General features: G+C 40.7%; 26 protein-coding genes. 16 read left to right on the forward strand and 10 right to left on the reverse strand.

Annotated elements, in window-relative coordinates; genetic code table 11:
- Positions 1-639: 639 nt before the first annotated feature.
- The 3 genes from bshB2 to pdxK all read right to left on the reverse strand — a co-directional run bounded on the left by bshB2 (position 640) and on the right by pdxK (position 2606).
- Positions 640-1305: a bacillithiol biosynthesis deacetylase BshB2 gene (gene bshB2, locus AC52RT_RS11235; RefSeq protein WP_495540826.1), complete on the reverse strand. Its 666-nt coding sequence runs from the start codon at positions 1303-1305 to the stop codon at positions 640-642.
- 20 nt (positions 1306-1325) lie between these two features.
- The gene (locus AC52RT_RS11240) at positions 1326-1673 is read right to left on the reverse strand and encodes a YojF family protein (RefSeq protein ID WP_495540827.1); all 348 of its coding nucleotides are present in this window, start codon (positions 1671-1673) and stop codon (positions 1326-1328) included.
- A gap of 120 nt (positions 1674-1793) precedes the next feature.
- Positions 1794-2606: a pyridoxine/pyridoxal/pyridoxamine kinase gene (gene pdxK, locus AC52RT_RS11245; RefSeq protein ID WP_495540828.1), complete on the reverse strand. Its 813-nt coding sequence runs from the start codon at positions 2604-2606 to the stop codon at positions 1794-1796.
- A gap of 221 nt (positions 2607-2827) precedes the next feature.
- On the opposite strand from pdxK, the gene mobA reads away from it, so the two are divergent.
- Genes mobA through AC52RT_RS11265 form a run of 4 tightly spaced genes read left to right on the forward strand, consistent with a single transcriptional unit; the run spans position 2828 to position 5180 of the window.
- Entirely contained in the window at positions 2828-3460 is a 633-nt protein-coding gene (gene mobA, locus AC52RT_RS11250; RefSeq protein WP_495540829.1) for a molybdenum cofactor guanylyltransferase, read from the forward strand.
- A 4-nt stretch (positions 3461-3464) separates the two neighbouring features.
- A complete protein-coding gene (locus tag AC52RT_RS11255) occupies positions 3465-3929 on the forward strand; it encodes a molybdenum cofactor biosynthesis protein MoaE (protein ID WP_495540830.1) in 465 nt (154 codons plus the stop codon).
- Positions 3922-4155: a molybdopterin converting factor subunit 1 gene (moaD, locus tag AC52RT_RS11260; protein WP_340847345.1), complete on the forward strand. Its 234-nt coding sequence runs from the start codon at positions 3922-3924 to the stop codon at positions 4153-4155. The genes AC52RT_RS11255 and moaD overlap by 8 nt, the downstream gene beginning before the upstream one ends.
- A 5-nt stretch (positions 4156-4160) precedes the next feature.
- Entirely contained in the window at positions 4161-5180 is a 1020-nt protein-coding gene (locus tag AC52RT_RS11265) for a MoeB/ThiF family adenylyltransferase (protein WP_495540831.1), read from the forward strand.
- 46 nt (positions 5181-5226) lie between these two features.
- On the opposite strand, the gene AC52RT_RS11270 is transcribed toward AC52RT_RS11265, so the two are convergent.
- Positions 5227-5556, reverse strand: coding sequence for a YflT domain-containing protein (locus AC52RT_RS11270; RefSeq protein ID WP_495540832.1), 330 nt, complete (start codon positions 5554-5556; stop codon positions 5227-5229).
- Positions 5557-5677: 121 nt separating this feature from the next.
- Positions 5678-7129, reverse strand: a complete 1452-nt coding sequence (locus AC52RT_RS11275; protein ID WP_495540833.1) for a phospholipase D family protein — start codon at positions 7127-7129, stop codon at positions 5678-5680.
- 175 nt (positions 7130-7304) lie between these two features.
- Between AC52RT_RS11275 and AC52RT_RS11280 the strand changes: the two genes are divergently transcribed.
- From AC52RT_RS11280 to AC52RT_RS11290, 3 genes are all read left to right on the forward strand, one after another.
- Positions 7305-7973 (forward strand): uracil-DNA glycosylase, encoded by a 669-nt coding sequence (locus tag AC52RT_RS11280; RefSeq protein ID WP_495540834.1) that lies wholly within the window; start codon positions 7305-7307, stop codon positions 7971-7973.
- Positions 7974-8287: 314 nt separating this feature from the next.
- Positions 8288-8572 carry a YwdI family protein gene (locus tag AC52RT_RS11285; protein WP_495540835.1) on the forward strand — a complete coding sequence of 95 codons (285 nt, stop codon included), beginning with the start codon at positions 8288-8290 and terminating at the stop codon, positions 8570-8572.
- A 19-nt stretch (positions 8573-8591) separates the two neighbouring features.
- On the forward strand, positions 8592-8960 hold the full coding sequence (locus tag AC52RT_RS11290) for a DUF423 domain-containing protein (protein ID WP_495540836.1): 369 nt from the start codon (positions 8592-8594) through the stop codon (positions 8958-8960).
- A gap of 58 nt (positions 8961-9018) precedes the next feature.
- Here AC52RT_RS11290 and gerQ read toward each other — a convergent pair whose 3' ends face one another.
- Both gerQ and hemQ read right to left on the reverse strand, forming a co-directional pair.
- Complete coding sequence (gene gerQ / locus AC52RT_RS11295) at positions 9019-9528, reverse strand: spore coat protein GerQ (RefSeq protein ID WP_495540837.1); 510 nt, start codon at positions 9526-9528, stop codon at positions 9019-9021.
- A gap of 246 nt (positions 9529-9774) precedes the next feature.
- A complete protein-coding gene (gene hemQ, locus AC52RT_RS11300; protein ID WP_040376337.1) occupies positions 9775-10518 on the reverse strand; it encodes a hydrogen peroxide-dependent heme synthase in 744 nt (247 codons plus the stop codon).
- Between the two features lie 291 nt (positions 10519-10809).
- Here hemQ and pta point away from each other — a divergent pair, with 291 nt between their 5' ends.
- Both pta and lipL read left to right on the forward strand, forming a co-directional pair.
- Entirely contained in the window at positions 10810-11787 is a 978-nt protein-coding gene (gene pta / locus AC52RT_RS11305; RefSeq protein ID WP_495540838.1) for a phosphate acetyltransferase, read from the forward strand.
- Positions 11788-11844: 57 nt separating this feature from the next.
- A complete protein-coding gene (lipL, locus tag AC52RT_RS11310; protein WP_495540839.1) occupies positions 11845-12690 on the forward strand; it encodes an octanoyl-[GcvH]:protein N-octanoyltransferase in 846 nt (281 codons plus the stop codon).
- A gap of 114 nt (positions 12691-12804) precedes the next feature.
- Here lipL and AC52RT_RS11315 read toward each other — a convergent pair whose 3' ends face one another.
- Positions 12805-13533 (reverse strand): RsfA family transcriptional regulator, encoded by a 729-nt coding sequence (locus AC52RT_RS11315; RefSeq protein WP_495540840.1) that lies wholly within the window; start codon positions 13531-13533, stop codon positions 12805-12807.
- 375 nt (positions 13534-13908) lie between these two features.
- Here AC52RT_RS11315 and AC52RT_RS11320 point away from each other — a divergent pair, with 375 nt between their 5' ends.
- Positions 13909-15225 (forward strand): HD domain-containing protein, encoded by a 1317-nt coding sequence (locus tag AC52RT_RS11320; RefSeq protein ID WP_495540841.1) that lies wholly within the window; start codon positions 13909-13911, stop codon positions 15223-15225.
- 35 nt (positions 15226-15260) lie between these two features.
- The gene (locus tag AC52RT_RS11325; RefSeq protein WP_495540842.1) at positions 15261-15770 is read left to right on the forward strand and encodes a YwgA family protein; all 510 of its coding nucleotides are present in this window, start codon (positions 15261-15263) and stop codon (positions 15768-15770) included.
- 22 nt (positions 15771-15792) lie between these two features.
- On the opposite strand, the gene thmT is transcribed toward AC52RT_RS11325, so the two are convergent.
- Positions 15793-15978 carry a 2-hydroxymuconate tautomerase gene (gene thmT, locus AC52RT_RS11330; RefSeq protein WP_495540843.1) on the reverse strand — a complete coding sequence of 62 codons (186 nt, stop codon included), beginning with the start codon at positions 15976-15978 and terminating at the stop codon, positions 15793-15795.
- 142 nt (positions 15979-16120) lie between these two features.
- Here thmT and AC52RT_RS11335 point away from each other — a divergent pair, with 142 nt between their 5' ends.
- Together AC52RT_RS11335 and AC52RT_RS11340 are read left to right on the forward strand one after the other, a co-directional pair.
- The gene (locus AC52RT_RS11335; RefSeq protein ID WP_495540844.1) at positions 16121-16774 is read left to right on the forward strand and encodes a site-2 protease family protein; all 654 of its coding nucleotides are present in this window, start codon (positions 16121-16123) and stop codon (positions 16772-16774) included.
- 27 nt (positions 16775-16801) lie between these two features.
- Positions 16802-17311 (forward strand): YwhD family protein, encoded by a 510-nt coding sequence (locus AC52RT_RS11340; RefSeq protein WP_495540845.1) that lies wholly within the window; start codon positions 16802-16804, stop codon positions 17309-17311.
- A gap of 152 nt (positions 17312-17463) precedes the next feature.
- On the opposite strand, the gene AC52RT_RS11345 is transcribed toward AC52RT_RS11340, so the two are convergent.
- Positions 17464-19530, reverse strand: a complete 2067-nt coding sequence (locus AC52RT_RS11345; protein WP_495540846.1) for a transglycosylase domain-containing protein — start codon at positions 19528-19530, stop codon at positions 17464-17466.
- Between the two features lie 245 nt (positions 19531-19775).
- On the opposite strand from AC52RT_RS11345, the gene speE reads away from it, so the two are divergent.
- The 3 genes from speE (at position 19776) to AC52RT_RS11360 (ending at position 21971) form a co-directional block, all read left to right on the forward strand.
- Complete coding sequence (gene speE / locus AC52RT_RS11350) at positions 19776-20603, forward strand: spermidine synthase (RefSeq protein WP_040374760.1); 828 nt, start codon at positions 19776-19778, stop codon at positions 20601-20603.
- A 149-nt stretch (positions 20604-20752) separates the two neighbouring features.
- Positions 20753-21634 carry an agmatinase gene (gene speB, locus AC52RT_RS11355; protein WP_495540847.1) on the forward strand — a complete coding sequence of 294 codons (882 nt, stop codon included), beginning with the start codon at positions 20753-20755 and terminating at the stop codon, positions 21632-21634.
- 58 nt (positions 21635-21692) lie between these two features.
- Positions 21693-21971, forward strand: a complete 279-nt coding sequence (locus AC52RT_RS11360) for a hypothetical protein (protein ID WP_495540848.1) — start codon at positions 21693-21695, stop codon at positions 21969-21971.
- Positions 21972-22004 lie beyond the last annotated feature (33 nt).

The following is a 22004-nucleotide window of genomic DNA, read 5'->3' on the forward strand; positions in this document are numbered from 1 at the left end:
CGATGATTTAAATGTTATTCCCCTATTTGACTGTCTGCTCCCCCGCAGGCAGTTTTTTTATTGGGAATAGGTGAGTTTCCATAGGGTAATTCATATAAGCTAATTGATCCGAAGGGCAGATAGGGAATTTTCACAAGCCAAAATCGCCCTTGATTATTGGGTGCGGAGGTACTTGAAGTTGCTTGGATCTGCTTTGTGCGGAACAGAGGGGGAGCTGTACCCAGATCAGCTGGTTTTGTTGAAAATGAGTCATTAATCTTGGTCTAAATAATGAATCCAGACGACATATAGGCCAGATACTCTTTTTCCACAAGACAAACTGCCCTTGAGACTAGGCAGCGGGTATGTTTGAGGCGTCACGGCAGCGGTTTTGTGCAAAACAGAGGAAAAAGTGTGCAGAATGGTTGGATTAGTGTGCAAATGAAGCTCATTTCTGTGCAGAAGTATTTTTGAGAAGAAAAAGGAGTCATTAAACTAGGGAGTATTCCTAACTAAAGGCCAGATACGCTTATTTTAACAAGACAAACTGCCCTGGATGAGGTATTTGAAGCTTCACCGCTTCAGCTATGTCGGTCTGGAGTTCTGGTTGCCGCCTCTAAAACAAACAAGGCTGTCAGAATACTCGACAGCCTTGTACAGTTAAAACTTATAAGTCCAAAAACGCTCTCGGCGAATCGCGTTTAATAAGGTTGGGTCTTGGTTTTTCATTTTTTCTGCCCAAGTTGCGACCATGGATTCGGTTTGTGAACGATGCGCTTTAATTGAGGCAATTTTTTTATCTTCAACGGCTGTTATGTCATGAACGATATCGGGTTCGCCAATTTCAGCAATACTATTGTTGGCAAAGGCAACCAGATTCAGCTTAGGACGTTTCGTTTCTTCCATTTGACCAACTGCACGGACAACTGCTCTTGCACACGCTTCATGATCAGGATGGACGCTGTAACCCGGGTAAAAAGAAATGATTAGTGATGGATTTAGTTCCTGAATCGCTTCGGAAATTTTTTCTGTCAGCTTATCATCATCTTCAAATTCAACGGTTTTATCCCGCAATCCCCACATCCGTAAATCAGTAAGGCCAAGCGCATCAGCTGCATCTTGTAATTCTTTTTTTCGAATTTTAGGCAGCGATTCTCTTGTAGCGAAAGGCGGGTTCCCCAAGTTTCGGCCCATTTCTCCCAGCGTCATGCATATATATGTAACAGGAGTATTGTTTTCGATATGCAAAGCAATTGTTCCTGAAACTCCGAAAGCCTCATCATCGGGATGAGGGAATATTACTAAAACCTGTCTTTCTTTTTCCAATCCATTCATCTCCCTTCTTGTTATTCAAAAGGTTTGCTGCTAATTTGTAATGCAACGGCAAGCTTTCCGGTTGAATCAAGTCCAGCCGTTAATAACCTTCCTTGTTCATCCACTTCATAGTGATTCAGCCCTTCAGCGTATACCCAGCCTATGTCTAGTTTTAGGCCAATACGGTAAGGGTTGTCTCCAATGATTTTTCCATGTTGATAGCGTACCAGCGCGTTACGGATGTAGGCACCTGCAGAAAAGAAATCTTCGTTGTTATGGGTAGCGTAAGCTCCATTTGTTGTTTCTAGATGAAGGTAGATATCCTTGTTGGCAAATCCATCAATTATTCGTTGAACGTCAATGGGTTCAATCGGTTTCATTTACGCTTCCCTCCTTATTTAGCATGTGTATTTTATAATCTTACTAAAAAGATTAGCAAAAAGCGAAGAGATGGATTTATGATAAGAAAAGCTTACTCCCAAAAGTGAGAGTAAGCTCCATTATTTTTCGACACCATATTTTCGATAGGCTCCATGCATGACGGGGCCAACGTATTCATTTAACTTCCATGAATGTTTAATAGCGGCTGTAATATAGTCTTTGGCTAAGTAAATAGCTTCACGAACGGGTTTTCCTTGTGCAAGTTCAGCTGCAATCGCTGCTGATGAAGAACAGCCTGCACCATGCGTATACGTTGTATCCACTCGTTCGGATTCAAGGATTTCAAAATCATTTCCATCATATAATAGATCAATTGCTTTATCATGATCCAGCTTATTTCCACCTTTAATAAGGACGAACTTTGCACCGAGTGCATGAATGTTTATCGCAGCTTTCTTCATGTCCTCTATCGTCTTGATAGGCATTGTTCCAGCCAGTTGTGCTGCTTCGAAAAGATTAGGGGTCACAACAGTCGCTCTAGGGACAAGCAGTTCACGAAGTGCTACAGCTGTTTCTGGATGAAGAACTTCATCTTCGCCCTTACAAACCATCACCGGATCGATAACGACTTTATCAAGTTTAAGCTCATCAATTTTCCGGGCGACGAGTTCAATAATTTCTACGGAACCAAGCATACCGGTTTTCATAGCATCTATACCGACTGAGAGGATGGTTTCCATTTGAGCTTCTAAAACATCAACTGGCTGTGGAAATACGTTATGAGACCAGTCCTTGGGATCCATCGTTACAATGGTTGTCAGTGCAGACATCCCATACACACCAAGCTCTTGGAACGTTTTTAAGTCAGCTTGTAAACCTGCGCCGCCGCTAGAATCTGAACCGGCAACAGTCATTGCTTTTTTCATCGTCATGATACGGTCCTCCTGAGGGGAATAATAATGGTTAGGATATGTTCAGCATGTTCCGAAATATCTTTAAACAAGCATATAACAATACATCTTGATTGTAAAATGCTAGAATGTGCAGGAAACTTGCTGGAAAATGAACACGATTAAGCAAGAAAGCAGACACGATATTCGCGAATACAACTCTTTTTAATATGAAGGATTAATAGTAGGATATGAGGTGAGGGATGAATACAACAGCTTTCATTTTAGCGGGAGGCAAGTCGTCAAGAATGGGCGAGAATAAGGCGCTTCTTCCTATGAAAGAAAAAACCAATATTGCTAAAATCGCTGGTGAACTAGAAAAAGTGACAAAGCAATTACTTATTGTTACGAATACACCAGAGGATTATCGTTTTTTAGGTTATCCAATGACTACCGACCGATATCCGGGTCTCGGTCCGCTAGCTGGAATTCATGCAGGATTATCATCTTCAGGAACAGAGGTGAGCGTTGCTGTTGCTTGTGATATGCCCTTTATCCATGCAGGGATAGCACAGGAAATGCTGATTGCAACAGAAGGCTATGATGCGGTCGTGCCGGAAATTGAAGGCAGGCTGCAGCCGCTGTTTGCTGTGTATACTAAATCTTGCCTGCCTGCACTTACTTCTTGTTTAGATAACCATGTGCTGAAAGTTAGAGAATTTTTGGCAGCTATTAATGTGAAGATAATGAAGGAACAAGATTTTCGGTTATATGAGGAAAAGCCGCATCTCTTTTCCACCTCGTTTTTTAATATGAATATGCCTGAGGAATATAATCAAGCGAAACAGTTGGAGTTGGGTTTGTTGAATCAAAATGAAAGAACAATAAAGGAGTAAACGTATGAATTTTGAACTGTCTAAGAAACCAATTGATATTCAGAGTGTGATTGACAAAGTCGTTTCAAGGAATGCTGGAGCAGTGACGACCTTTATTGGTACAGTCAGGGAAATGACAAAAGGGAAAAAAACGTTATTTCTTATCTATGACGCCTATGAAGCGATGGCTGTTAAGAAACTAGAGCAAATTGGTGCGGAAATTAGTGAACGCTGGCCTGATGCGACGACCGCAATTACCCATCGGACAGGCAAACTTGAAATAACAGATATTGCGGTTGTAATAGCCGTCAGTACACCGCATCGGAATGATGCCTATGAGGCGAATCGATACGCAATAGAACGAATTAAAGAGATTGTCCCAATCTGGAAAAAAGAACATTGGGAAGATGGAGAAAAGTGGATCGGTAATCAACTAGAGACAGTCGAGTATCCAGCTGGTAAGCCTGAAAAGGAGGATTTAGATGATTAAGGTATTGTTATTTGCTCATTTAAAAGACGCGCTGGGAAAAGAAGAAGTAGCGATTGAAGCGGCGGGTTTGACGATTGCTGGTGTGAAAGAAAAATTAGCTGCTGACTTTAAGCTAGAGGGATTGGATGCTGTCATGGCAGCAGTCAATGAGGAATTTGCAGATGAGGAAACAGTAGTGACAGACGGCGATATAGTAGCGTTCATCCCTCCAGTAAGCGGGGGCTGAGAAAAGTGGACGAGCGTTATTCACGGCAAACGTTATTTACGCCAATTGGACACTCTGGACAGCAAAAGATTCGAGGGAAGCATGTTATCCTAGTCGGTGCAGGAGCTCTCGGGTCAGCCAACGCAGAAGCACTGACTCGGGCTGGTGTCGGTAAACTGACGATTATTGATCGTGATTATGTTGAAGCAAGCAATCTTCAGCGGCAGCAGCTGTATACAGAAGCTGACGTACTGGAGAAACTTCCAAAGGCTGAAGCTGCCAAGAAACATTTGAATCAAATTAATCAAGATGTAGAAATTGAAGCATTAATTATCGATGCAACAGCGGTTACGCTTGAGGAGCAATTACCAGGCGTTTCCTTAATCATTGATTGCACAGATAATTTTGAAACACGTATGGTGATTAATGATTTAGCACAGAAGTATGCAATTCCTTGGATTTATGGAGCATGTGTTGGCAGTGTGGGAATGAGCTTTACCATCATTCCGGAAAAAACACCCTGCTTAAATTGTTTGATGCGGACCATTCCGATGCAAGGGATAACCTGTGATACAGGGGGAATTATATCGCCGGCTGTTCAAATGGTGGTTGCTCATCAATCTGCTGAGGCCTTGAAGATTTTAGTGGAAGACTGGGATGCTGTCAAACCGAGCTTTACAACCTTTGATTTGTGGCGAAATGAATACCAAAGCTTTAAGGTATCAAAAGTCAAAAAAACAGATTGTTTATCCTGTGGGGAGGCCCCGACCTACCCATTTTTATCACCTGAAAATGCAACGAAGACTACGGTGCTATGCGGTCGAGATACAGTCCAAGTAAGACCGCCGGTACAGCGGAATCTTAAACTTGATAAACTGGCGGCTGACTTAGCAGGCGGGGGCTATGAAGTAAAAGGGAACCCATTTTTGTTATCGATTGAAAAAAATGGTGAGCGGATCGTTGTTTTTCAAGACGGACGCGCATTAATTCATGGAACTAAGGATCTCGCTCATGCTAAAGCTCTTTATCAACGAATTTTAGGCTAAAAAACAGGGTGTCCCATATTTGGGACACCCTGTTTAATATAATGATTTATTTAGCATCTGTGCTGGCAACTAGAACAACCTTGCCTTTATCTAATTCTTTTTCATATTGGTTTGCTTCATTTTCAGTCAATCCAAGATTAACAAAGCTCTTGCGAAGTTCGTCTCCACGAGATTTGAATATATTGCCAACTTTATCGATAAGGCCTAATTCAGCTAGTCCTACTGATTCTGTATCTGTATTCTCTGTAAGATGCTCGGAGCGGTCTTTATCATGGGCGAACAGATAAATATTTTCTTTTGTAAATTCAGTAATAGTCAATTGATCAATTTTTTCTTTCGCTTGTAATCCATTTTCTACAACGTGTACTTGATACATAAAAAAATTCCTCCTTAGAATACGTTCATTTTAGTTAGGTAAATGTGTTGCGGCTATATAGTATAGATAACCTATTTATCAGCAGTTGAAACATTTAATTATTGAATGGATTTGAAAACAGTTAGTAAGTCGTTACGCCAATAAGCTTTTGGATTCGGTACATAATGTATTTGAAAACAGGCAGTTTATCTTGATATTCCTTATAATCTACCGTGTATTGCCCATCATGATTGTTCCAAATTCTATCGAAATAATCGTTTACTTCTTGGGAAACTTCCGCGTCAGCTGGGGCAGAGATTTTTAAATTGGCTTCAAGATTATAATCATTAAGATTCCGGCTCGTGTAGTTGGCAGAACCGCCAATAATTAAACTGCTGTTTGTCTGCTTTTTATTAATTAGCATTAACTTGGTATGATACTGCTCTTTAGTCGTGTTGTACCAGCGAATTTGGATATGATCATTATCAAGCTTTTCGAATTCAGCTGCGACAGGAAGGTTAGGAAGGCCGATTTTTTCAGAACCAAAGGCATTTTGGTTAGGATCAAGAACCATATTAATGGAGACTCCGCGTTCGGCAGCCTCGGTAAGAGAGGTGACAACCTCACGATCGGCAATATAAAACATGCCAATCCAAATTTGATCGCCCTTCCTGCTTTCCTGGATGGCCTGAAGGACATGTTTAGTGATTTTTCCTTCGGTTAAAAATTGAACAGCAACGTCACCTTGTTCAGCTTGCTTTTGATGATAGACAGGAAAGTCACTTGGTCCATTCGAATAATCAGCTACAGCTTGTTCTGCTTTAACAAAATCCCCAATTATATTTCCTTTAACAGAAAAAGCAATATTAGAGTGAAAGCCGCTGGCATCATGAGGGTTAGCTGATGTAATAAGCGCTTCTTTCTCAGTAGCCAGCAGTTTTCGATGATTGGCTTTCACATTCAACAATCGTAAATAGGACCGAACGGTTACCTTTGGAGCTTCAGCGGCCATGGGATTTGGAATCCAACCAGTGCCGCTCTCTCCAAACCACTGTAAATAGGCACGGTAAAAACCAGAATAAACAGGAGTAGGATCACGAAGTTTATCTAAATTTGTGATGATAACCTCCACCCCGTTTTCTTTGAGCTGCTCAATTTCTTTAGATTTATACGCATTGTAGTTGGTATTCACTTCATCTGTAACGAAGACTACTTTTAGATTAGGCTTTTTTTGTTTTTGCGTAATGATTTTTTGAGTAAGTGTTTGACTGAGCTTAGGAAACTTTGTTTTTTCATCGTAATACCCATTAAATAAAAACATGTCTAGAACGAGAAACTCCTCGGCTTTATCGATGGCTTGATACATGGTTTGAAAAATCTCTTGTTCGTGCTGATACTTTCCATTCAAATCTTTGTATGATAAATCATAAATAAAATCGACATCGTCCACAAAATGAACACTTCCTTCATAGGAAATGCCCTCTGGAAGTGGCTTATACTGGTTATAGATAATAACAATTGCAACGATGATAAGAAGGATCAAAGCTGCAAGAACTCGTTTTTGTCTCATCCATTTTTTAACTTTATTTGTCATATATAAGCCCCCAACCAATAATTTCCCTGCTTTCCTATATATCCGTAAAGGGGTGATAGAGAAACCTAGTTTTTAAAAACTCTTTTTTATTTCCTTATGAAGGCTCTTAGTCGGCACCAGACTTCCTTTGTCGTATACTAGAAAAACAAGAGATGAAGAGAGGAACTGGTACATCATGAATACGATTAAAAATGATTGGGGCCAGATGTTGGCCGGAGAATTCTCTAAGTCATACTATCAACACTTATGCGAATTTCTCACAACTGAATATGACCAGCATCTTATCCATCCGGATCAACAGGATATATTCAATGCGTTTCACTTTACCCCGTTTGAACAGGTGAAGGTTGTTATCTTGGGACAGGATCCATATCATGGACCAAATCAGGCACAAGGATTGAGTTTTTCCGTTAATCCAGAGGTGCGGATCCCGCCGTCATTAAGAAATATTTTTAAAGAGTTACAGAATGATATTGGCTGCAGTATACCCAACCATGGAAGCCTGATTGATTGGGCTAAACAGGGAGTATTGTTATTAAATACGGTGTTGACAGTCCGTGAAGGGGAAGCTCATTCGCATCGCGGTAAAGGTTGGGAGACATTCACTAATCAAGTCATTACTTTGTTAAACGATAAAGAAACACCGATTGTCTTCATTTTATGGGGCAAACCTGCTCAATCCAAATTACCGCTGATTAACACAAGTAAGCATCGAGTAATTACCTCCGCACATCCAAGCCCATTAGCGGCAAGGAGAGGTTTTTTTGGAAGTAAGCCATTCTCAAAAACGAATAACTTGTTAAAAGAGTTGGGGTTAAGAGAAATTGATTGGGAGATTAAATAGGTTGGAAATGTTTCACGTGAAACAGCAAATAATGGGTAAATTAAAGGAGCAATTTCTTGGAAGATAAGAAAATCAATTGTTTGGCCTGTAAACATTACTATGTGACTTGGGACCCGCAATTTCCCAAGGGGTGTAGAGCCTATCAATTTAAAAGCAATAGGCTTCCTTCAGTAGAGGTCCTTCGAGCATCCGGTGAAAACTGCTTGAAATTTGAATCTAAAAGCTAGACTCACATAAACTTTAATTTACTATTTTGTGCTTACTGGCTATTTTTGATATAGTCAAAAGCAGAGAAAGACAATGAGGTGATATTAATGGAAATTTCATCTGACAAAATTTTAGATAAAATGGAACAGCTTGTTACCCACGCAAAACAAGCTAGTTCAGCAGAGAAATTGAATGAATACATTATGGCTATTCAGGTTCTGTGTGATGTATTAAGTGATGGCGGTTCGAAACAGAACAGCTTTAAACCAATGCAAAAGCTGCCAACAGCTGCACAGAATTATCAGCCTGTTCAATCAATAATACCGTCAATGCCGCAGTCAAAGCCAGTAAGAATAGAGGCAGCTAACGGTGAATCATTATTAGATTTTTAAAAGAAAGAGGGATTTTTACATGAAATTATTCATTATCCTTGGAGCCATTCATGCTTTTATAGCAGTTGCTCTAGGTGCGTTTGGAGCACATGGTCTTGAAGGGAAAATTCCAGCCAAGTATCTGGAAACCTGGAAGACTGCTGTTACATATGAAATGTTCCATGCTGCTGGATTATTGGTTATCGGGATTCTTGCAGGGAAGATTTCTAGTCCGTTAATCAATTGGTCCGGCTGGATGATGTTTGCCGGAATTCTTCTTTTCTCGGGAAGCTTGTTCATATTGAGTGTAACGCAGATTAAGATGCTCGGTGCTATTACCCCAATTGGCGGCGTAGCATTCCTTGCTTCATGGGTGCTCATGATTATTGCCGTTTACAAACATTTATAAAAATAAGACCATAAAAGAGAAGGTATCTCTTTTATGGTCTTATTTTGTATGGATATCATTATCTTGGAGGGTAAGAGGCTAAGTTTACCGGTCCGGTGGCATATGGATATTCGTACTCGATTTCTTCGTCGAACGTGGCATAATCCAGATACACCATTGGAATCAGATAACGAAGGCCCGTTTGTGGGTCGCTAATGATTACATGATCGCGCCCTGCTGCTTCAATAATTCCTTTGAAAATCTTGGCATTCCATTCTTTATTCCCCTCAAATGTTGCGTAAATGGTGACTAACTTTCCTTTATTAAGACGAAGGATGTTTTCAATGTAGGATTCTTCCACGGGCAGCATGCCTGGTATTACAGGACCGCCGCTTTGGGTACCTGGTTGTTGGGTAAACTGCGGCTGCTGCATGGGTTGGTATTGCTGTTGCATGGGCTGCTGTTGCTGCTGATAACCTTGCTGCCCCTGCGGATAGGACTGCTGTGGCTGCTGTCTAACATCTAGATAAGGCTGATACTGATTTGGGTTGTAGCTTTCATATGGATTTGGAATATTGTTTTGCTTCATCGCTTTCCCTCCAAATATCTAAAATATAGAAATGAGCTGTTCTAACATCTTACGTGATAAAGATGAATCGTAAACTGCGCTCAAACGCGGCTTAGATTGCCCTCAAGAAATTACATACTTCACTAGTTCATATGTATGGGAAGGTTTGCCTTTTTATGACAGCCTATCAAAGTAAAAAGACAGGTGACCTATGCAGACATAAAAAAAGTCTCCAGATTCATCTGGAGACTGACTGAGTTTATTGAATTATACAGTGAAAAAAGCTTGGAAATTTTCTTCTGGAAGAATGTTTCCGACAAAGAAAGTACCGAAGTCTGCATAGCGGGCACTCACTTCATCAAATCTCATTTCATAAATTAATTTTTTGAATTGAAGTACGTCATCAGCAAATAGCGTAACGCCCCATTCATAGTCATCAAATCCAACTGAACCTGAGATAATTTGTTTCACTTTTCCAGCGTATGAACGACCAATCAAACCATGCGAACGCATTAAGCTTTTACGCTCGTCCATTGGAAGCATGTACCAGTTATCGTTGCCTTCACGCTTTTTATCCATTGGATAGAAGCATATATGGCTTGCTTTTGGAAGAATTGGATAAAGTCTTGAACGAACATGTTCGTTTTGGTAAGGATCCTCTTCACTTGGAAGATAGTTGCTTAACTCTACTACTGACACATAAGAATAAGCAGGAATTGTATACTCCGCAAGCTTCGATTTATTAAATTCCATTTCGATTTCGTTTAATTCTTCCATTGTTGGACGAACAAACATCATCATGAAATCAGCTTTTTGTCCCACGATTGAATAGGTCGCGTGACTGCCTGTTTTTTGATCTTGAACAGCATTCCATTTTTCCATTAATCCTTGGAATTCTGCAAGGGCTGTTTGGCGCTCGTCACTGCTTAATAATTTCCATGATGTCCAGTCAATTAGGCGGAAATCATGTAAACAATACCATCCGTCTAATGTTTGTGCTGCTTGACTCATTCTACTTCACTCCTAATAGTTCATTTCTATATCCATACTATACCATAGAATGCTGTAAAGATAATTTTTTAGCGGCCAGTAAGCGAATGTTCAAAAAACGTTCATAAATCTTATTTTACCCTGTAGACATAGGTGATAATCACTAAAAATAGTTATATGTAAACATTGAGCAAGTGGAGAAATGAAAATATATCCAGTACGCAGGTTAGGAAGTAAATGTTTGCTGTTGTACAATAATAGGAATAACAAATACATATACAAATCTCGCAGAACATGAGGAGGAAGTTAAAAATGGTAGATATCTTCGACACGTTAAAAGCGAAAATCAGTGGTAATAATTTAAGAATTGTTTTTCCAGAAGGTCTTGATGAACGAGTACTTACTGCAGCAGCCAGGCTGGCAGAAGAAAAGCTTTTAACACCTGTATTAATTGGGAATATTGAGCAGATCCAAGATAAAGCGAAACACTTAGGTGTTTCACTTGAAGCAGCGGAAATTTATGACCCTCAACACTATATTTTAATGGATGAGCTTGCAGCTTCATTTGTTGAAGCGAGGCGTGGAAAAGCTTCAGACGCTGAAGCACGAAACATTCTATTAGATGAAAACTACTTTGGGACGATGCTTGTTCATACGAATAAAGCTGACGGGCTGGTAAGTGGTGCAGCGCATTCTACTTCTGATACCGTGCGTCCAGCGCTGCAAATTATCCGCACAAAGGAAGGCGTCGCCAAGACGTCAGGGGCGTTTATCATGGTGCGCGGTGAGGAAAAGTATGTGTTTGGTGACTGTGCCATCAATATAGCTCCGGACAATAAAGACCTTGCAGAGATAGCAGTAGAAAGTGCTAAAACGGCGAGGATGTTTGATATTGAGCCAAAAGTTGCGATGCTAAGCTTCTCAACAAAGGGTTCCGCACATTCTCCGGAAACAGAACGGGTATCCGAGGCCGTTCAACTGGCACAAGAATTGGATCCCTCTCTCATCGTCGACGGAGAGTTTCAATTCGATGCAGCGTTTATTCCCTCTGTAGCTGCCAAAAAAGCACCAGGTTCTTTAATTGAAGGGGATGCGAATGTATTTGTTTTCCCAAGCCTGGAATCTGGGAATATCGGCTATAAAATTGCACAGCGATTAGGAAATTTTGAAGCAGTAGGTCCGATCCTTCAAGGTCTCAATCGTCCAGTCAACGATTTATCACGCGGATGTAATGAGGAAGACGTTTATAAATTAGCGATCATAACTGCTGCTCAAGCACTTCGGAGTTAAGGTAGCAACATGGTATAATGGGCAGGAATGAATTTTGAACATAAAGGAAGCGTAACTATGAATGAAACAGGTTCGTTATTGGTTCAGCCTGTATGGCGGATTATTGATCAGTCATCGATTGGACTTGGAATGTCTGCACTAAATTCCTTTGCGATCGATGATACTTTATGTGCTTCTGTTGGAAGTGGAAATTCCCCAGCAGCTGCACGAACATGGGTCCATGATAAAACGATTGTTTTGGGTATTCAAGATACGAGATTGCCATTGTTAAAAAAGGGAATAGAGTACCTTACTGAACAAGGATACTCAGTCATTGTGAGAAATTCAGGCGGTCTAGCTGTGGTCCTTGATACGGGTGTATTGAATATTTCTCTCGTCTTTCCAGAGGGAGATCATCGGATTGAAATTAACCGTGGTTATGAAACGATGCTCGAGCTTGTTAGAAAGATGTTTGCTGAATTTCCTCTAGATATTGAAGCAATGGAAATAAATGGTTCCTACTGTCCCGGAAGTTATGATTTAAGTATTGGCGGAAAAAAGTTTGCTGGAATCTCCCAGCGCCGCATTCGTAATGGGGTAGCGGTCCAAATCTATCTTTGTGTTTCCGGCAGCGGTTCAGAACGTGCAAGCCTAGTAAAAGGATTTTATGATGCAGCCAAAGGCACACATGAAACGAAGGTTACGTATCCAGACATTCAACCAGAGGTGATGGCATCACTCGATGAATTGCTTGGCAGTTCGTCAGTAGCTGATGTGATGTTGAGATTGCTGCAAGTACTTAAGCAGTCTGCAGGTAAACTCACATCTTCACAGCTTGAGGCAGATGAATGGCCGCAGTACGAAGCGTATCTAGAACGAGTGGTAGAACGAAATGATAAGGTGTTTCAAAAGATAAATAAGTAAGTAAAAAATCTGGTGCATCCGTAAGGAAATGACCAGATTTTTTTTATAATCTATTAGACAGGCTGCTGCCTGCTCTCTCTCCCTAGATGAAGGCGAGCCTCCATTTAACAAGCGTTACTCGGCAACTTTTTCTAAATTACCATTTCTGTCCATCTTAAATTTTGTTGCCGGCCGGTCATCTTCTTCTAATAAGACGAGTTTACGAGCGCGGTTCATAATCTTCATTAGTGTTTCATAATCTTCTTGAATCAGTCCCGTATCCTGCTCTAAATGATTTACTTTTCTTTCAAGCTCCTGATTCCGTTTTCTTACATCGTTTAATTCATATTTCAGTCTCTCATTTTCGGTGCGTAATACTTCAAGCTGAAGGCTGGTACCATTCATAGATTTTAAATAAGTAATCACAGCATCAAGTGAAAGATTCTGAGTGTGTGATTGTTCTTTTTCTACATATTCCATTGGTATATATGGAGTTTCAACCTCTGTATCTAAATGAATACTAGTTTCTATGTCATCTTCGACAGATTGATTGGCTGGAATAGTTATATCGGATATGGTTGGTGTTGGAGGAGTATAGAGTAAACGTTTCTTGCCTCCAAGGTCCTTTCCTAGTATCCGTTTCCGTTGCTTCCGTTGTTTTTTTGCTAGAGACAGTGCCTTGTCATAAGTATGACGGACAACAGCATTCCAGCGGAATCCACAAGCGGCAGACGTACGGTTTAATTTATCTCCTACTTCTTCAAAGGCATTTAATTGTGTGCTACCTTCCCGAACATGCCGGAGAACGGTTTCTGCTAGTAATAAATCATCTTCTTCGGTCCATGCATCTTGACGAACTTTCATAATATCTACTCCTTTTCTGGTAATTTATACTTTCTTGTAAATTATTTGTCATGACTTTAGATTATTTATGTTGTTCTAGTCTTCATTGTCGCCAGATGTTAGACTTTTTATACCAAAAACTTGGAAGGATACTAGTTTTTTAAAGTGAACAGCAAGGTTTTCCATCTCTTTAGAGTGGTATGTAAGAAGTGCAGAATGTGTTTTTACTAAAAATATAGACACAATAAGATAAGAAAAATATTTTCGTCAAAAAAAATGTTGAAACAGCAGGACTTCACACGATATGACATCATTTTTACCAAAACTGACAGGTAGGAATCCGGTCGAGAACGAGCTATACTAAAAAGTATCAGACTATAAAAAAGAGGGTAGGCCATGGAATATTCCCGTGAAAAGTTAAGCGAAGAGAAAGTATTTAAAGACCCGGTTCATCGCTATATTCACGTGCGTGATCGGGTAATATGGGATCTAATTGGGACTAAAGAATTTCAACGCCTTCGCCGGGTAAAACAGCTAGGGACGACGTATTTGACTTTTCATGGTGCGGAGCACAGCCGATTAAGTCATTCATTAGGCGTTTATGAGATTGTCCGCAGAATCATTGATGATGTCTTTGAGGGGAGACCAGAGTGGAATCCAGAAGAGCGTCTGTTATCATTGTGTGCAGCATTGCTTCATGATTTAGGACATGGTCCATTTTCTCACTCATTTGAAAAGGTATTTGACCTTGATCATGAGTTATTCACCAGGAAGATTATTCTTGGTGATACCGAAGTAAATACTGTACTTACGCAGGTTGGTGCTGATTTTCCCAAGAAAGTAGCCGAAGTCATTGCCAAAACCTATAGCGGTAAACTCGTCGTCAGCCTGATATCGAGTCAGATTGATGCGGACCGCATGGATTATCTGCAGCGTGACGCATATTTTACCGGGGTCAGCTACGGTCATTTTGACATGGAACGGATTATGCGTGTCATGAGACCTCGTGAGGATCAAGCCGTCATCAAGCAAAGCGGCATGCACGCCGTAGAAGATTACATCATGAGCCGTTATCAAATGTATTGGCAGGTCTATTTTCACCCGGTAACTCGGAGTGCCGAAGTGATATTAACTAAGGTGCTGCATCGAGCTAAGTATTTATTTGAAACGGGCTATCATTTTGAGCAAGATCCAGTCCATTTTCAATCACTTTTCAAAGGTGATGTTACCTTGAAAGATTATCTGAAAATGGATGAAGCTGTGATGCTATATTATTTTGCAAACTGGGAACATGAACGCGATGAAATACTGAGTGACCTTTGCAATCGGTTTATGAATCGCCGTCTGTTTAAATATACGGAGTTTCATCCTTCCAATGAGCAAATGAATAAGTTGATTGAACTAACAAAGCTGTTTAAAGAGGCAGGGATTGATCCTGACTATTATTTGGTTGTAGACTCTTCCTCTGATTTGCCGTATGATTTCTATCGGCCAGGTGAGGAAGAAGAACGTCTGCCGATTCATCTGTTGAAAAACAATGGAGAAATCCGTGAGCTTTCACGAGAATCAGAAATTGTCGAAGCAATTTCAGGCAAACGTCGCACCGACCATAAATTATATTATCCTGCAGATTTTTTGCGCGACGAATCGACAAACAAGAATGTGAAACAACAAATTCGCCGGCTGCTTGAGATGGCAGATGAAAAAAAGTAGTTTGATGGAAATATTGTGTGAGGAGTGATTTTCCTTTGTTCAAGGAGCACGCTAGAATTATGAATGCCGTTGCCGCGGCCGGTGAAATTTCAGGCAGGAAGAAGCTGCAGAAGATTATATATATCGCTAAAAAGCTGTCATATCCTTTTCAAGAAAAATTTGAGTTCCATTTCTACGGTCCTTATTCAGAAGAATTGACACTGCGAATTGAAGAACTATGTAATATGGGATATTTACATGAAGTGAAGGAAAAAAAAGCAGGCTATTACCAATACTGTTATTCGATTACCGATACGGGAAAAGGATTTATGGATATGCACGAAATCGACATGCCGAAGCTCGATGATTGTCTGCTTGACATGAATGAAAAAAATGCCCGCTTTTTGGAACTTGTTTCAACGGTGTTGTACTTTGAGACATTGGCGAAGGAAGAGGTAGCGGAAAAGATCTTTACACTCAAGAGTAAGCAGAGATATAGCATAGAGGAGATTGACGAGGCATATCAATATATTGACTCCTTAAAAGGAAAAGCTAAGCTGTCATAAGCTTAGCTTTTCCTTTATGTAGTTACTTATCGCTGAAGCGTATGCCATTTTGGGCATAATGGTTTTTTGACATTTCTTCAATGAAGATTGTGATATTTTCAGAAGGGGCACCTGTTGTTTCAGATACAGCCAGCGTTACTTTTTCTACTAATGCTTTCTTTTGTTCTTCGGTACGTCCTTCAAGCATTTTTACAGTTACATAGGGCATGCAGCGTCCTCCTTTCATACGGTATGTCAGTAGTGTTTCATACCAAAAAACTAATTGCAAGAAAAGGTAGACAGCGTAACTTTTTTTCATCAAAAGGAATTTGTTGTATACTAATCGTATCAAACGATAAGGGAGAGTCCATGTGGAGAGATTTTTAGCGTTTAATTTAGAAGAAATTCCGTATGTGGTGGCTGTTCTATTAATTGCCTTCACTGTCCATGAATTTTCTCATGCCTATGTCGCGTATAAGTTCGGTGATCCTACGGCAAAAAATCAAGGGCGTGTGACGCTGAATCCGATGAAGCATTTGGATCCTTTCGGGACCATTCTCCTTTTGATAGCAGGATTCGGTTGGGCTAAACCTGTCCCGGTCAATCGGTTTTATTTTAAGAATCCTAGGCTTGCCGGTGTGCTTGTATCAGTTGCAGGACCATTGAGCAACCTAGTAGTAGCGGCAATCGGTTATGCCATTCTGTATTCGTTTTTAGCATCTGGACAACCAATACCGGTATATGTGGAACCATTTATCTATAAATTAATTGAACTAAATGTGGTCTTATTCGTCTTTAACTTAATTCCGCTGCCGCCATTGGACGGCTATCGGATTGTTGAGGATTTGGTATCTAATTCAACTCGAGCTAAAATGACGCAATATGAAAACTATGGTTCACTTATCTTCTTAATCTTGGTGATTATTCCACCATTAAACGCCATTACGATTCAACCGATTTTTTCGACTGTGATCCCGTTTATTTATGATCTTATGAATCAATTTTTCAGGCTGTTCTTTTTTTAATATATTTGTAAAAGGAGGTAGTAAGGAATGGAAGAACAACCTAAGAAAAAGCTGGGCTTTAATATTATTAAAAATGACCCGACAGAAGGACATGGGGGGTACGGAGCTGGTGTATTAACCCTGGATAATATATCTCCGGTAATTATTGATGTGGAGGCAGGAGATGCCGTTGTTGATATCGGTGCTATGCATGCAAGGAGCACGGTTGAACGAGGCATCAAATTTTTAAAAACAAAAGAAGAGGTACCGAACGGCAAGCTTTACTGGCTTGTTTGGGTCACGATTGAAGCTACTCAACAAGGACCTATGTATGCAGGGATAACCGCCTGTGAGATGACAGTAGACAGGTCAATCAGACGCGGATACAAATCATTGCCCGAACATGTAAACAATATGGATAAATCACTCAAACGCAAAATAATTGTTTCACATATGGACGAGAAATCGAAAAAGATTTTAGCTGACTTTTTGCAACAGCATGATGCTGGTATGTGGGCACGTTCTGCTGAGCAATTAAAACTAGACCTCTTAGGCTGAAATATGTCTAAAGTGTGAATGTTACCTTGTTTAACTGGATAATTCTTGTCGAATTAACAGTTTATAAGTAAACTGAAATCAGCGTATCAACGCTATAGCACTAGGACACAAAAAACCTCGATTGCCTCCCTTGGCTTTCGAGGTTTTTTGCTTTATTGCCAAATTTTTAAGAATCGCTTGTACCATGGTGCCTTTTTATCATCTGGCTTGGGGACCTTCTTCTCTGTCTTTTCTGGGGTCGGCTGAGTGCAAAACTCCTGAGGCTCAGTCCCTTTTACAAACGCAGTAAGTCTAGAAACAGGGCAGTCATCGGTTGATAGTTTGCCGCTTATTGGATCGACAGCGACATTAATAACGTCTTTTGGCTGCGGAAATGACTTAACCGGCTGACCCTTGAGACTTTGTTCCATAAAACGAATCCAGAGCTTTTTCGCATACATCTTTTCCGAAGGATTAGTAATTTTCTTTGCTTGGTCGTACCCTGTCCAGACGCCAGTCACTAACTCTGGTGTATAGCCAATCATCCAGCTGTCCGTAGAGGTCGATCCCGATTTACCAGCATAAATCCGTGATATTTCAGGAAGGATGGTGCTGCCTGTTACTTTGGTATATCCGTTTAGTTTTGAATCGAACACGCCAGTTAACATTCCATTCATAACCGCAGTCTGAGCAGGATCAAGTATTTGTTTTTCTTGAGGAGCTGACTCAAAAATAACCTCGCCCTTTGCATTCTCTACCTTGGTAATGAAAGTTGGTTCAACTTCTTTTCCGCCATTAGCCAAGATACTGTATGCGTTGACCATTTCGATAGGTCTTACCCCAGATGTTCCAAGAGCAAGAGAAGGTACTTGGGCCATTTTTTCCGTAATGCCAAACTTACGAGCGGTTTTAATCAATGTACCTTTTCCTAAATATAAGTGAGTCTTCACGGCATACACATTATCGGAGAGGGCGATGGCCTGTGCAAGAGTGATTTCACCATTAGCATACTGGTTGTTATAGTTATGGGGCGTATACGATGATTGCCCCTTATCAAATGTAAAGGTCGTTGGCTCGCTCAACAATGTAGTTGAAGGCGTAAAGCCGCTTTCTAGCGCAGAATAATAAAGAAGCGGCTTAATGGTAGAGCCAGGCTGACGAACCGCTTGTGTGGCCCGGTTAAAGGGTGATTCCTGATAATTTCTGCCTCCTGCAAGAGCTTTCACCTCGCCAGTGTTGGGTTCCATTGCAATCAACGCGGCTTGAATGGATGAATCTTTCGATAGGATGTCTGCAAATGCTTTTTCAGCAATTTCCTGCTGCTTCACATTTAATGTTGTAAAAACCTTTAACCCGCCCATTTCAATGGTTCGATTATCGATCTTTAACTGTGTTTTTAGTGCAGAATTAACTGCATCTTGGAAAAAAGGAGCGTGGCTCTTTTTTTCTATTTGGTACTTTCCATTTAATGTAAGTTTAGTCTTTTCCGCTTGAGCACGTTCTTTTTCAGTTATAAATGTTTGGCTAACCATTGAAGAAAGAACATGGGATTGGCGATCTTTAGCCAGTTGAGGGTTAGCTATAGGTGAATAACGTGATGGTCCTTTGGGAATCCCAGCAAGCATACTCGCTTGAGCAATAGACAGCTTACTCGGGTCAACATCAAAGTAAAATTGACTAGCTGCCTTAACGCCATAGACACCATGTCCATAATAAATCGTATTTAAGTAGCCTTCGAGAATTTCTTCTTTTGAATAATTCATCTCCAATCTTAATGTATAAAACGCTTCATGAGCCTTTCTGCTCCATGTTTTATCATGACCTAAATAGAGATTCCGTGCGTATTGCTGTGTAATCGTACTAGCACCTTGTACTTTATCCAATGCTTTTAAATCAGCAATCAAGGCACCAGCAATCCTTTTTATATCGAAACCATGATGATTATAAAATTTACGATCCTCGACAGAAATCGTCGCGTCTATGAGATTTTGAGAGATGGATGGGAGCCCCGTCCAATACCTCTTCTGGCCAATATCTGTTTCTCCTATCAATTGTCCACTGTCACTGTAATAGAGACTAGATTGCGGAACAGCAATGGGCGGCGGACCGAGAATTTTTACATAGATAATAAGAGAAAGAAACAATAAAAACAGGGAAAGGCCTGCGAGAGTTGTGAGTATGAGAATGGCTCGAATGTACTTAGGGCTTTTACGAAAACGTTGTCCAATATGGATTTCCAAATCCACACACCTCACTTTCCTTAGAAAAAAAGTAATAGTATTCAGTATGAAAGTAAAACACAGTTTTTAAACATCTATTTTTAAAATTGAAATAATACTTGCAATTCTGCTAGATTCATCTATACTTTTTCTAGCAAATCCGAAAACTGGTAATTGTGGAACGGGTTGCTTTTTAAATGAACAGATCGTCATCGGAGCTCTAGAAATCAGTCACCGGGACGGCACATAGAAAGGGAGCGAAATATATGAGCATTTGGTTCACAGAGAAACAAACTGAGAATTTTGGGATTACGATGAAAGTAAATCGGACCCTTCATACGGAGCAAACAGAGTTTCAAAAGTTGGATATGATAGAAACAGAAGAATGGGGAAATATGCTTCTTCTTGATGATATGGTAATGACTTCAACACGTGATGAGTTTGTCTATCACGAAATGGTGGCCCATGTGCCGTTATTTACGCATCCAAATCCTGAAAATGTACTGGTTGTCGGAGGCGGAGATGGCGGAGTAATCCGTGAAATTCTTAAGCACCCAAGCGTGAAAAAAGCGACTCTTGTAGACATTGATGGAAAAGTAATCGAATACTCGAAGAAATTTTTGCCGGAAATCGCTGGAAAACTAGATGATCCACGTGTGGATGTTCAAGTAGGCGACGGCTTTATGCATATTGCAAAAAGTGAAAATGAATATGATGTCATTATGGTTGATTCAACAGAACCAGTAGGCCCAGCGGTTAACCTATTTACTAAAGGCTTTTACGCGGGAATCTCGAAAGCATTGAAGGAAGACGGCATCTTTGTCGCACAATCAGACAATCCATGGTTCAAAGCAGACCTGATCCGTGATGTTCAACGTGATGTAAAAGAAATTTTCCCAATCACAAGCCTCTATTTAGCCAATATTCCAACATACCCAAGTGGACTATGGGCATTTACAATCGGCTCAAAAAAATACAACCCGCTGGAAATTAGTGAAGACCGTTTCCATGAAATCGACACAAAATACTACACAAAAGAATTACACAAAGCAGCGTTCGTCCTGCCAAAATTCGTACAAGATTTAATTAAGTAATAAGAAAAGCGGGTGAGGCCTAAAAGGCGAGTGCCTTCTGAGGGCGCACATCTTTTCTAAAGTGAGTTAGGCGAAGCAACGCCTTAAATAATGACGAAAAAGGGAGAGGTGCTCTCCCTTTTTCTATGAACAGAAAAGGAGGAATTACATTGCATTTTGATCCAGCTTATTCAGGAAATGTTTTCATTAAGAGTCACCCTAATTACGAGGAAAGTGAAGCGGTCATTTACGGTATGCCGATGGATTGGACGGTCAGCTTCCGTCCAGGATCGCGCTTTGGCCCAACTCGTATTCGGGAAGTGTCGATCGGCCTTGAGGAGTACAGCCTTTATTTAGACAAAGAGTTAGAAGAAGTGAAATATTATGATGCCGGCGATATTCCATTGCCCTTTGGCAATCCAGAGCGCAGTGTGGTCATGATTGAAGAATTTGTGGATAGCGTACTGGCAGATGATAAATTTCCGCTGGGAATCGGCGGGGAACATCTTGTGACGTGGCCGGTAATTAAAGCGATGTACAAAAAATATCCGGACTTAGTGATTATTCACATGGATGCTCATACCGATCTGCGTGAGGATTATGAAGGCGAGCCGCTGTCGCATGCAACGGTTATCCGTAAAGCAGCCGAATTAATTGGTCCAAAAAATGTGTATTCATTTGGAATTCGCTCTGGACTCAAAGAGGAATTTAAGTGGGCAAAGGAAAACGGTATGCAGATTTCACCGTTTGAAGTCTTAGAACCATTGAAAAAAGCACTGCCGGAATTGGCAGGACGCCCGGTATATGTAACGATTGACATTGATGTCCTTGATCCTGCACATGCTCCAGGAACTGGCACGGTAGACTGCGGAGGCATCACCGCAAAAGAATTACTTGCCTCCATTCATGCAATATCACATGCGAAATTAAATGTGGTTGGTTGTGATTTGGTGGAAGTAGCACCAATCTATGACCCTTCAGAACAAACAGCGAATACAGCTAGCAAATTGATCCGCGAAATGATTCTTGGTTGGGTTCCAAATCGAAAATAACAATGAAAGGTTGCTGAATAGGCAGCCTTTTTTTGTTGACTGGGAAGCGTGTCAGAAATTGAACAGAGGGCTGAATCATCTCTCAAATGGCGGGAATTCAGCCTCACCAGGACGAATCAACGACCTTTCCAGCCCAAAAGAGCAGAAGGTACACTTTTTTGAAAAGAAAAAGAGTAGTTTTGCCTTGAGAAAGGCAGTTTTGATCTTTGGGTCGAATCAATTGGAAAAAGGTCCGAATGTTTACACGTTTGGGCCGAATGATAGTCAAAAAGGGCCGAATCACAAGCAGAATGGGCCGAATCATCTCCCAAATGGCGGGAATTCAGCCTCACCATGATGGTCCAAACAACCTTTCCAACCCAAATGAGCA

It is taken from the genome of Peribacillus sp. (assembly GCF_059453735.1).

Coding starts and splice junctions, on each gene's coding strand:
- AC52RT_RS11240 (WP_495540827.1), bottom strand. CDS start 1,673: ATGAAACCGATTGAACCCATTGACGTTCAACGAATAATTGATGGATTT.
- pdxK (WP_495540828.1), bottom strand. CDS start 2,606: ATGACGATGAAAAAAGCAATGACTGTTGCCGGTTCAGATTCTAGCGGC.
- mobA (WP_495540829.1), top strand. CDS start 2,828: ATGAATACAACAGCTTTCATTTTAGCGGGAGGCAAGTCGTCAAGAATG.
- AC52RT_RS11255 (WP_495540830.1), top strand. CDS start 3,465: ATGAATTTTGAACTGTCTAAGAAACCAATTGATATTCAGAGTGTGATT.
- moaD (WP_340847345.1), top strand. CDS start 3,922: ATGATTAAGGTATTGTTATTTGCTCATTTAAAAGACGCGCTGGGAAAA.
- AC52RT_RS11270 (WP_495540832.1), bottom strand. CDS start 5,556: ATGTATCAAGTACACGTTGTAGAAAATGGATTACAAGCGAAAGAAAAA.
- AC52RT_RS11275 (WP_495540833.1), bottom strand. CDS start 7,129: ATGACAAATAAAGTTAAAAAATGGATGAGACAAAAACGAGTTCTTGCA.
- AC52RT_RS11280 (WP_495540834.1), top strand. CDS start 7,305: ATGAATACGATTAAAAATGATTGGGGCCAGATGTTGGCCGGAGAATTC.
- AC52RT_RS11285 (WP_495540835.1), top strand. CDS start 8,288: ATGGAAATTTCATCTGACAAAATTTTAGATAAAATGGAACAGCTTGTT.
- AC52RT_RS11290 (WP_495540836.1), top strand. CDS start 8,592: ATGAAATTATTCATTATCCTTGGAGCCATTCATGCTTTTATAGCAGTT.
- gerQ (WP_495540837.1), bottom strand. CDS start 9,528: ATGAAGCAAAACAATATTCCAAATCCATATGAAAGCTACAACCCAAAT.
- hemQ (WP_040376337.1), bottom strand. CDS start 10,518: ATGAGTCAAGCAGCACAAACATTAGACGGATGGTATTGTTTACATGAT.
- pta (WP_495540838.1), top strand. CDS start 10,810: ATGGTAGATATCTTCGACACGTTAAAAGCGAAAATCAGTGGTAATAAT.
- lipL (WP_495540839.1), top strand. CDS start 11,845: ATGAATGAAACAGGTTCGTTATTGGTTCAGCCTGTATGGCGGATTATT.
- AC52RT_RS11315 (WP_495540840.1), bottom strand. CDS start 13,533: ATGAAAGTTCGTCAAGATGCATGGACCGAAGAAGATGATTTATTACTA.
- AC52RT_RS11320 (WP_495540841.1), top strand. CDS start 13,909: ATGGAATATTCCCGTGAAAAGTTAAGCGAAGAGAAAGTATTTAAAGAC.
- thmT (WP_495540843.1), bottom strand. CDS start 15,978: ATGCCCTATGTAACTGTAAAAATGCTTGAAGGACGTACCGAAGAACAA.
- AC52RT_RS11340 (WP_495540845.1), top strand. CDS start 16,802: ATGGAAGAACAACCTAAGAAAAAGCTGGGCTTTAATATTATTAAAAAT.
- speE (WP_040374760.1), top strand. CDS start 19,776: ATGAGCATTTGGTTCACAGAGAAACAAACTGAGAATTTTGGGATTACG.